Source organism: Cryobacterium psychrotolerans (genome assembly GCF_900101115.1).
GTDB lineage: Bacteria > Actinomycetota > Actinomycetes > Actinomycetales > Microbacteriaceae > Cryobacterium > Cryobacterium psychrotolerans.
In genome coordinates, this window is record NZ_FNFU01000009.1 from 109,299 (window position 1) to 118,274 (window position 8,976).

The following is an 8,976-nucleotide window of genomic DNA, read 5'->3' on the forward strand; positions in this document are numbered from 1 at the left end:
ATGGCCGGGCAGATCCGCGGTATCGGCCCCGTCGGCGACCGCGCGGTGTTGGTCGAACTGGACAGCCTCGCCCAGGTCCTCAGCCTGCAGGCCCAGCTGCAGGAGCACCCGCTCGACGGGCAGCTGGACGTGATCGCCGCCGCCGAGACCGTACTCGTCTCGGCCGTCTCCCCTGCCGCGGCCCGCGGTTTCGCCGCCCGGCTGCGCCTGCTGGACGTCGACACGGTCACGGCTGCCGACGCCACGCTCGTGATCATCGACACCGTCTACGACGGTGAGGACCTCGCCCGAGTTGCCGAGCTCACCGGGCTCGGCGTCGACGGCGTGATCGCCGCCCATTCGGAGCAAACCTGGACCGCTGCCTTCGGCGGATTCGCTCCAGGCTTCGCCTACCTCGCCGGCGAAACGACGTCGCTCACGGTTCCCCGGCGAGCCACGCCCCGAAGCGCGGTTCCCGCCGGATCCGTGGCCCTTGCCGACACCTACTCCGCCGTCTACCCGCGGGCATCCCCGGGCGGGTGGCAGCTGATCGGCCGCACGACCGCGCCGATGTGGGACCTGGGCCGCGAACAGCCCGCCCTGGTGCGGCCGGGAAACCGGGTGCAATTCCGGCCCGTGCGTGAGCTCGTGCTGGCGGCGGGCGGCCTCGCCTCAGACCTCGCCTCCGGCCTCGCAGCGGCGCGCGTGATCGACGGCGCCGAGCCGCCGGCGGACGGCGTCATCGTGCGTTCCCCCGGCCTGCAGACCACCGTGCAGGACCTCGGCCGCGAGGGCCAGGCCGCGCTCGGCGTAGCCGGCAGCGGCGCCCTCGACCGAGGTGCGCTGCGGAGGGCCAACCGGCTCGCGGGCAATCCCGTCGACGCCGCCGGGCTCGAGAACGCCCTCGGCGGGCTCGCGCTCGAGGCCGTCACCGACCAGGTCCTGGCCGTGACCGGCGCGCGCGTCCCGCTCGCCATCGACGGTCCGACGGGCGCACGGGCGGTCCCCACCGGGACCCCGTTCGCGCTGCTGGCCGGCGAAACCCTCACAGTCGGGCCCCCCGTGGCCGGGGTGCGAAGCTACCTCGCCTTCCGCGGTGGGCTCGACGTTCTCCCCGTGCTCGGCAGCCGCTCCACCGACACCCTCTCCGGGATCGGACCGCAGCCGCTCGGTTCCGGCACCCGGCTCCGCGTGCTGGCCGCACCGCCCTCGAGCGTCGTCGGCGCCCCAGGCATCGAATCCGAACCGCCGGCCGAGCTGACGGAGCTGCGTTTCGTGCCTGGACCGCGTTCCGACTGGTTCGATCCGGAAACGATCGAACGCTTCGCCGGAGCCACCTGGACCGTCACGGCCCGATCCAACCGGATCGGACTGCGGCTGGACGGCGAACCGCTGGAGAGGTCGCGGCCGGGCGAGTTGCCCAGCGAGGGCACCGTCACCGGCGCCATCCAGCTGCCGTCGTCCGGACTGCCCGTGCTGTTCCTCGCCGACCACCCGGCCACCGGCGGCTACCCCGTGATCGGCGTCGTGCTTCCGGCCGACCTCGACCGGGCCGCCCAGCTCCCCACCGGCGCACGGATCCGGTTCACGCCGGCTCCCGGGGCCGACCCGCTCCTTCCCGTTCCCGCGGAGACGCCCGCGCGCCAGACCACAACCGACAGGTGACACCCATGCAGAAAGTCCTGATCGCCAACCGCGGCGAAATCGCCGTCCGCGTCATCCGCGGCTGCGACGACGCCGGCCTCGAGTCCGTCGCCGTCTACGCGGATGCGGACGCCGACGCACTGCACGTGGGCCTCGCCACCGAGGCGTACTCCCTGGACGGGAATAGCCCGGCCGAGACCTACCTCGACCAGGCCAGGCTGCTCGAGATCGCCCGCCGTTCCGGCGCGGACGCCGTGCACCCCGGCTACGGCTTCCTCTCCGAGAACGCCGACTTCGCGCAGGCCGTGCTGGACGCCGGGCTGACCTGGATCGGGCCCAGCCCCGAGGCGATCCGCACCCTGGGCAACAAGGTGTCCGCCCGCGAGATCGCCATCCGGGTCGGCGCGCCCCTCGTCGCCGGGTCGGAAGGCACGGTCGAAACCGGCGCCGAGGTGCGGGCCTTCGCGGTGGAGCACGGCCTCCCGGTGGCCATCAAGGCGGCCTTCGGCGGAGGCGGGCGCGGGCTCAAGGTGGTCTGGGAGCTGGATGCCATCGAGGAGGCCTTCGACTCGGCCGTGCGGGAGTCCCAGGCCGCGTTCGGCCGCGGCGAGTGCTTCGTGGAGCGCTTCCTCAGCCGGCCCCGGCACGTCGAGGCGCAGATCCTCGCGGACGGACGCGGCAACGTGATCGTCGTCGGCACCCGCGACTGCTCGCTGCAGCGCCGCAACCAGAAGCTGGTCGAGGAGGCGCCCGCGCCGTTCCTCACCGCGGCCCAGCGCGAGCAGATCCACTCCTCGGCCAAGGCGATCTGCCGCGAGGCCGGCTACGCGGGCGCCGGCACGGTCGAGTATCTGCTCGCCGAAGACGGGACGGTCTCGTTCCTGGAGGTGAACACCCGGCTCCAGGTGGAGCATCCGGTCACCGAGGAGACCTCGGGGATCGACCTCGTGCTGGCGCAGCTGGCCATCGCCGCCGGCGGGGACCTGCCCGTCGATGACGACCCCGAGCCGCGCGGGCACTCGATCGAGTTCCGGATCAATGCGGAGGACGTCGGGCGCGGATTCCTGCCCTCCCCCGGCACCGTCACGGGGTTCACCCCGCCGACCGGGCCCGGCATCCGGGTCGATACCGGCGTGCGCGCGGGCGACGCCGTTTCCCCCCAGTTCGACTCGCTGCTCGCCAAGCTCATCGTCACCGGCGCCGACCGGCAGCAGGCCCTGCGCCGGGCCCGCCGGGCGCTGGCCGAGTTCGAGATCGCCGGGCTGCCCACCGTGCTGCCCTTCCACCGCGCGGTGGTGCAGACGCCCGCGTTCTCCTCGCCCGACCGCCTCGGCGTGCACACGGGCTGGATCGAATCCGAATTCGCCGAGCAGCTCGCGGGCGACCCCCGGTTCGCCCCGGCGGAGCCCGAGGCCGTCCGCCGCACGATCACGATCGAACTCGACGGGCGACGGATGGCGCTCGGCCTGCCGGCCGGGCTCCTCGGTTCCCTGGAAAGCGGCGGCCTGGCCCGCTCCGGGGCTGCCGGCGGCGGACCTGGCACCGGCGCCGCGGCATCCGACGGCGTCGGCAACCTCGTCGACTCGGCCACCCTGCGCTCCGCGATGGGCGGTTCGGTCGTGAAGTGGCTGGTCGCTGCCGGAACCGAGGTCGCGGAGGGAGATCCGGTGCTCGTCGTGGAGGCCATGAAGATGGAGACCACCGTCGCCGCCCACCGGAGCGGGACCCTTGCCGCGCACCTCGTCGGACCGGGCGACATCGTGACGCTCGACACCGCCGTCGCGTCCATCCGCGCGTGAGCCGCCGGGCAGCCGACGCCCGATAGCGTGGGCACATGACTCTCGAGGACATCCTGGCCGACCTGCGCCTGCACCGCGAAGGGGCCAGGCACGCCGAGACCGGGATGTGGGTGGCGTCCGTGCTGCGGGAGCGGATCGCCGCCGGGCAGCTCGCCCCCGGATCGAAGCTCTCCGAGGAGGCGCTGGGCGAGGCGCTCGGCGTCTCCCGCAATACCCTGCGCGAGGCCTTCTCCGCCCTCGCCGCCGAACACGTCGTCACCAGGATCCCGAACCGGGGCGTCTCCGTGGCCCGCCCCTCCGCGGACGACATCCGCGAGATCTATCGGGTGCGCCGGTACCTGGAACCGGCGGCGCTGGCCTGGTCGCCGGCGACCGACAACACGCCCCTGCGGCACGCGGTCGAGCGCGCGCGGGAGGCGCGCGACGCCGGCTCGGTGTCGGGCATGGCGGATGCGAACCAGGCTTTCCACGCCGCGGTCGTTGCCCTGGCCGGCAGCGACCGGCTCGACCTCCTGATGACGCAGGTTCTCGCCGAGATGCGGCTCGTTTTCCACTCCATGGTCGCCGATACCGCCTTCCACGCGCCGTACGTGGAGGACAACGCACGGATCGTGGAGCTGCTCGAGGCCGGTGAGCGCGCGGAGGCCGCCGCGCTTCTCACCGGCTACCTGGGCCGCGCCCAGGATCAGCTGCTGGCCGCGATCGCCGAGGAATCGAGCGTCCGGCGGAGCTGACTGCCGCGCCGAGCCGGCGGCTGTTGATTACCGGTGCGCGCCGGATCCGCATAGTAGCGTGGCATCCATGATGAACCTGATCGTGTTCCTGCTCGTTGTCTGGCTTGTGTTATCGGTGCTCGGTTTCGTGATCGAGGGCCTGTTCTGGCTCGCCGTCATCGGAATCGTCCTGTTCCTGGCGACCGCCGCGTACGGCTGGGTGAAGCGCAAGACGGCGAAATAGCGGCGCGCGGCGCCGTACATCCGACTACGGGACGAGGTAGTCCGAGTCTCGGGCATCGGTGATCAGCATGAAGCCGGGCGCGTGGCCGATCGCCAGCGACGGCCTGGACTCCATCACGGCGGCCTGCGGGGTGACCCCGCAGGCCCAGAAGACCGGGACCTCGCCGCGCTGGATCTCGACGGCGTCACCGAAGTCCGGCGCTGCCAGGTCGGCGATACCGAGCACCGTCGGGTCCCCCGCGTGCACGGGCGCCCCGTGCACGGCCGGGTAGCGGGCGGTGATCCGCACGGCGTCCTCCACCTGCGCGGCCGGGATCGGCCGCATCGAGACGACCATCGGCCCGGACAGGGCGCCGGCGGATGCCGAGCGCACGGTGGTGCGGTACATCGGCACGTTGACGCCCTGCTCGATGTGGGCGATCGGGATGCCGGCATCCTGCAGCGCCGCCTCGAAGGTGAAGCTGCAGCCGATGATGAAGGTCACGAGGTCGTCCTGCCACCAGTCGGTGATGTCTCCGGGTTCGGCCACGAGCACGCCGTCCTCGTAGACGGTGTACCGGGGCAGGTCGGTGCGGATGTCGCCGCCGGGCAGCAGCGGACCGCTCGTCTCACCGGCGCCCTGCACACCGAGGATGGGGCAGGACTTCGGGTTGCGCTGCGCGAACAGCAGCACGTCGAAGGCCTGGGCCCGCGGGACGATGATCAGGTTCGCCTGGGTGAACCCCCGCGACCAGCCGGCCGTGGGCGAGGCGAGGCCGCCCCGGAACAGGGCGCGGGCCTCCGCCGGGGTGAGCGAGGCCGGGTCGCCCGGGAGTGAGGCCGTGCCGCCCGGGACCGCGGCCGTGCCGGGCCGCCTGCGCGGAGGCATCCGGTGTCGCCTAGACCCACAGCAGCGCGAGGCCGCTGAGTGACTTGTAGCCGAGGAAGAGCGTGAGCAACCAGGCTGCGAGGCCGATGAAGAGCAACACCTTGGGGTAGACGTACCCGCCGAGCAGGTCGCGGCGGCGCCAGGCCACCCAGAGGATGACGGCGAAGCCGACCGGGAGGATCAGCCCGTTGATCGCGCCGGCCATGATCAGCAGGGTGGCCGGGGCCTGGCCGAGCAGGGTGAACACGACTGTCGAGACCGCGATGAAGACGACCGTGGCGATGCTGCGGGTGCGCGGCCTGGTTTTCGCGGTCGTCACGAAGGAAATCGAGGTGTACGCGGCCCCGATGACGGAGGTGATCGATGCCGCCCAGAGCACGATTCCGAACAGCTTGAGGCCGACCTCGCCGGCGGCCGCCTGGAAGGCCTCGGCCGGCATGTTGTCGCCGGTCAGGGCGACTCCGCCGGCAACCACGCCGAGGATGGCCAGGAACAGAAGCACGCGGATCACGCCGGTGATGATGATGCCGAGCACCGAGCTGCGGGTGATCTCCCGAACGTTCTCACGTCCGGAGACGCCGGCGTCGATCATCCGGTGCGCGCCGGCGTAGGTGATGTAGCCGCCGATGGTGCCGCCGATCAGGGTGGTGATGATCAGGAAGTCGACGTTGTCGGGGATGACGGCGTTCTTGAGCGCGAGTCCGAGCGGCGGCTGCGAGACGATCGCGACGTAGGCGATCAGCAGGATCATCACGGCGCCGAGGATGACGACGATCTTGTCGAGCGCGAGCCCGGCCCGCTTGCTCAGGAAGATGGCGATGGCGATGACGGCGGAGATGATGCCGCCGATCTTCGCGTCGACGCCGAAGAGCACGTTGGTGGCCAGGCCGGTGCCGGCGATGTTGCCGATGTTGAAGACGAGTCCGCCGAGGAAGATCAGTGCGGCGAGGAACCAGCCGGCGCCGGGGAGCACGGTGTTGGCGAGCTCCTGGGCGCGCTTGCCGCTCACGCCGATGACTCGCCAGACGTTCAGCTGCACGGCGATGTCGACGAGGATCGAGACCAGGATCGCGAAGGCGAAGGCCGCACCGAGTTGCACCGTGAAGGTGGTGGTCTGGATGATGAAGCCGGGGCCGACGGCGCTCGTGGCCATCAGGAACATCGCGCCGAGCAGGGCGCTCCTGTGCTTGTTCTTCGGACGCGTCTTCTTCGGACGCTGAAGCTTTGGTACGGCGGTCGTGGCCATGGGTGCGCTCACTTCATTGTGGGGAAATGCGTCAGCACCGGAGGTCACTGATTTCGTGAAAGCCTACGATTGTTCAACAATCACCGCAACCTCAGCGCCAAAGTCGCTGATCAGCCGGGGCGGAACGTGGCGGACTGGAGGTGCCTGCCGGCACAGGCCGTCCTCGGGATTGACCAGTCCACGTCCCCGGCTCAGCCGCAGAAGTCGGCGATCGTGCCGGTGAGGATCTCGGTGAGCCGATGCACCGACGCCACCTCCGCCCATTCCTTGTCGGCGTGCGCGCCGCCGCCGCGAACCCCGAGCAGCAGGCACGGGATGCCCGCCTCGTGGATGAGGCCAGCGTCGGTCCAGAAGGGCTCGCCACGGCGGGCGGGCGGGACGCCCAGCACGCGCTCGGCCTGGCCGCTGAGCGCACGTACGATCGGCCAGTCCGGGTCGGCCTCGAATGCACCGCGCGCCACGAGCCGGGTGAGGCGGAAGGAGAATTCGGGCGTGGCTGCGGCCAACCGCTCGAGCAGCAGGGCCAGCTCGGCCTCCACAGCATCCGGAGCCTCTCCGGGCAGGGTGCGCCGCTCGACCGTGAGCGTGCAGGATGGCGCGACCGTCGCGGCGTCCTCCCCGCCCCTGATCATCGACACGCGCACGGTGCCCTGGCCGAGCAGCGGGTGTGCCGGGGCCGATTCGAGGCGGTCCCGCAGTCCGTCGAGGGCCCGGAGCACGAGCCCGGCGTGGGCGATAGCGTCGACGCCCTGCTCCGGCATCGACCCGTGCGCCGCCCGGCCGGTCAGCTCGACCTCGAACCAGGCGAAGCCGCGGTGGGCGACGGTGAGGCAGAGCTCGCTGGGTTCGGTCACGATGGCGGCATCCGCCCGGAAGTGGCGCAGCACCTCCTCGGTGCCGAGGCTGCCGAACTCCTCGTCGGCGACAAGGGTGACGATCACGTCGCCGGCCAGGCCCGCGGCGGATGCGCGCGCCGCGGCCACCAGGATGGCCGCCAGCCCGCCCTTCATGTCGAAGGCGCCGCGGCCGAAGAGCATCCCGCCCTGCACCTCGCCGTAGAGCGGGTCGCCGTCGTAGCCGGCGACACCGACGGTGTCGAGGTGGCCGTTCAGCATGAGCGAGCGCCCACCCCCGCTTCCGCGCGCGATGCCGACGACGGACGGACGGCCGGGACGGTCCTCGAGCCGGTGCACCTCGAACCCCTGCCGGGCGAACCAGTCGGAGCACCAGGCCGCGATCGCGTGCTCGCCCGCGGCGCCGGGCACGAGGTCGGGGTTGACCGAATCGATCGCGATGAGCTGCTGGGCGACCGCTATGGGGTCAAGGTCACGGGGAAGTTCTCGCTGGGGCACGCGTCGAATCTACCTGCCCGATGGGAGTGAACCGGGCGCACTCGGTAGGGTTTTACCATGGGTGTCGACAAGAGTCCGATTGGCAGCGGGACGGCCACGCGGATGCCGCCGCGCGCGTCGTGGGGGCTGGTGCCGGCCGGCCTGGTGTCGGCATCCGCCGTGCTGCTGTTCGGCCTGCAGTTCCAGCTCGCCGGCTACGTCGTGCTGGGCGCCGCCCTGCTGCTCGCGTTCGTGATCAATCGCGCCCTGTTCAGGGACCTGTTGTTGATCGCGCTCGGCCTGGCCATCGTCAGCACGATCTCGGTCGAGGCTGACATCAGCTACCCGAACATGGCGCTGATGGGCATCGTGCTCGGCCTGGCCGTGCTCGGGCCGTACCTGATCGCGCGTTACGTCTACCGCACGCACGCGATCCGGTTTCCGATCCGGACCGGACAGCGGTGGAGCGTGCTCGAGCGCTGGTACCTGGTGATCGTGGTCATCCTGGGCTGGCTCATCCTGCCGACGTACTTCATCCGCTCGGGCTCCTACGAGAACTGGCCGGCCGTGACCGCGCCCGACGAGATCGGCCGCCTCTTCGTCGGAGTGGGCTTCGTGGGCATCTGGGACGAGTTGTTCTTCATCTGCACGGTGTTCGCTCTGCTCCGGCGGCACTTCCCGGACTGGCAGGCGAACCTGCTGCAGGCGGTAATCTTCACCTCGTTCCTCTGGGAGCTCGGCTACCAAAGCTGGGGACCCCTGATGACGTTCCCGTTCGCCCTGCTGCAGGGCTACATCTTCAAGGTCACCAAGTCCCTGACCTATGTCGTCTGCGTGCATCTCCTCTTCGACCTGGTGGTCTTCCTGGTGATCGTGCACGCCCACACCCGCGAGTGGCTGCCCATTTTCCTCTACTGAACCGCCAGGCCTGCGCCCGGAAATCACCCGTTCTTGCCCGGCGTCCCCTTCACCTCTCGCGGGCCGGGCCAGCTGATGCGTCGGTTCGCGTGGCCTTCTGTCGGAGTTCGGCGCTGATGGCGGTGCCGATTATGGTCTCCGATTCGGTCACGTAGGTGTGGCCGGTCGGGGTTGTCCAGGTGAGGGTGCCGGTTCCGTCCTTGGCCTGGCTGACTTTCCAGCCGGCCTCGTGTTT

Annotated in this window: 8 protein-coding genes and 1 pseudogene; 5 read left to right on the forward strand and 4 right to left on the reverse strand. The window is 71.1% G+C overall.

The genetic code is table 11. From position 1 onward, the window contains the following. The 4 genes from BLQ39_RS09590 to BLQ39_RS15620 all read left to right on the forward strand — a co-directional run bounded on the left by BLQ39_RS09590 (position 1) and on the right by BLQ39_RS15620 (position 4,379). Complete coding sequence (locus BLQ39_RS09590; protein WP_092323553.1) at positions 1 to 1,644, forward strand: 5-oxoprolinase subunit B/C family protein; 1,644 nt, start codon at positions 1 to 3, stop codon at positions 1,642 to 1,644. Between the two features lie 5 nt (positions 1,645 to 1,649). Further along, a complete protein-coding gene (locus BLQ39_RS09595) occupies positions 1,650 to 3,422 on the forward strand; it encodes an acetyl/propionyl/methylcrotonyl-CoA carboxylase subunit alpha (protein WP_092323554.1) in 1,773 nt (590 codons plus the stop codon). Between the two features lie 35 nt (positions 3,423 to 3,457). Then, the gene (locus BLQ39_RS09600; protein ID WP_092323556.1) at positions 3,458 to 4,156 is read left to right on the forward strand and encodes a GntR family transcriptional regulator; all 699 of its coding nucleotides are present in this window, start codon (positions 3,458 to 3,460) and stop codon (positions 4,154 to 4,156) included. 70 nt (positions 4,157 to 4,226) lie between these two features. Continuing rightward, on the forward strand, positions 4,227 to 4,379 hold the full coding sequence (locus BLQ39_RS15620) for an LPXTG cell wall anchor domain-containing protein (protein WP_134475482.1): 153 nt from the start codon (positions 4,227 to 4,229) through the stop codon (positions 4,377 to 4,379). A gap of 24 nt (positions 4,380 to 4,403) precedes the next feature. Here BLQ39_RS15620 and BLQ39_RS09605 read toward each other — a convergent pair whose 3' ends face one another. From BLQ39_RS09605 to BLQ39_RS09615, 3 genes are all read right to left on the reverse strand, one after another. After that, positions 4,404 to 5,246 (reverse strand): putative hydro-lyase, encoded by an 843-nt coding sequence (locus BLQ39_RS09605; protein WP_092323557.1) that lies wholly within the window; start codon positions 5,244 to 5,246, stop codon positions 4,404 to 4,406. A gap of 10 nt (positions 5,247 to 5,256) precedes the next feature. Beyond that, entirely contained in the window at positions 5,257 to 6,408 is a 1,152-nt protein-coding gene (locus BLQ39_RS09610; RefSeq protein ID WP_092323580.1) for an NRAMP family divalent metal transporter, read from the reverse strand. 275 nt (positions 6,409 to 6,683) lie between these two features. Continuing rightward, the gene (locus tag BLQ39_RS09615) at positions 6,684 to 7,844 is read right to left on the reverse strand and encodes a M20/M25/M40 family metallo-hydrolase (protein WP_092323559.1); all 1,161 of its coding nucleotides are present in this window, start codon (positions 7,842 to 7,844) and stop codon (positions 6,684 to 6,686) included. 57 nt (positions 7,845 to 7,901) lie between these two features. On the opposite strand from BLQ39_RS09615, the gene BLQ39_RS09620 reads away from it, so the two are divergent. After that, entirely contained in the window at positions 7,902 to 8,741 is an 840-nt protein-coding gene (locus BLQ39_RS09620; protein WP_241977147.1) for a CPBP family intramembrane glutamic endopeptidase, read from the forward strand. 49 nt (positions 8,742 to 8,790) lie between these two features. Here the strand turns inward: BLQ39_RS09620 and BLQ39_RS15860 are convergent. Further along, positions 8,791 to 8,976, reverse strand: a pseudogene (locus BLQ39_RS15860) (hypothetical protein); the annotation flags it as partial.

What these genes read in the sequence shown, in the direction of transcription:
- BLQ39_RS09595 (WP_092323554.1), top strand. Translation starts at nt 1,650, where the DNA reads ATGCAGAAAGTCCTGATCGCCAACCGCGGCGAAATCGCCGTCCGCGTC.
- BLQ39_RS09610 (WP_092323580.1), bottom strand. Translation starts at nt 6,408, where the DNA reads ATGTTCCTGATGGCCACGAGCGCCGTCGGCCCCGGCTTCATCATCCAG.
- BLQ39_RS09620 (WP_241977147.1), top strand. Translation starts at nt 7,902, where the DNA reads ATGGGTGTCGACAAGAGTCCGATTGGCAGCGGGACGGCCACGCGGATG.
- BLQ39_RS09590 (WP_092323553.1), top strand. Translation starts at nt 1, where the DNA reads ATGGCCGGGCAGATCCGCGGTATCGGCCCCGTCGGCGACCGCGCGGTG.
- BLQ39_RS15620 (WP_134475482.1), top strand. Translation starts at nt 4,227, where the DNA reads ATGAACCTGATCGTGTTCCTGCTCGTTGTCTGGCTTGTGTTATCGGTG.
- BLQ39_RS09605 (WP_092323557.1), bottom strand. Translation starts at nt 5,246, where the DNA reads ATGCCTCCGCGCAGGCGGCCCGGCACGGCCGCGGTCCCGGGCGGCACG.
- BLQ39_RS09600 (WP_092323556.1), top strand. Translation starts at nt 3,458, where the DNA reads ATGACTCTCGAGGACATCCTGGCCGACCTGCGCCTGCACCGCGAAGGG.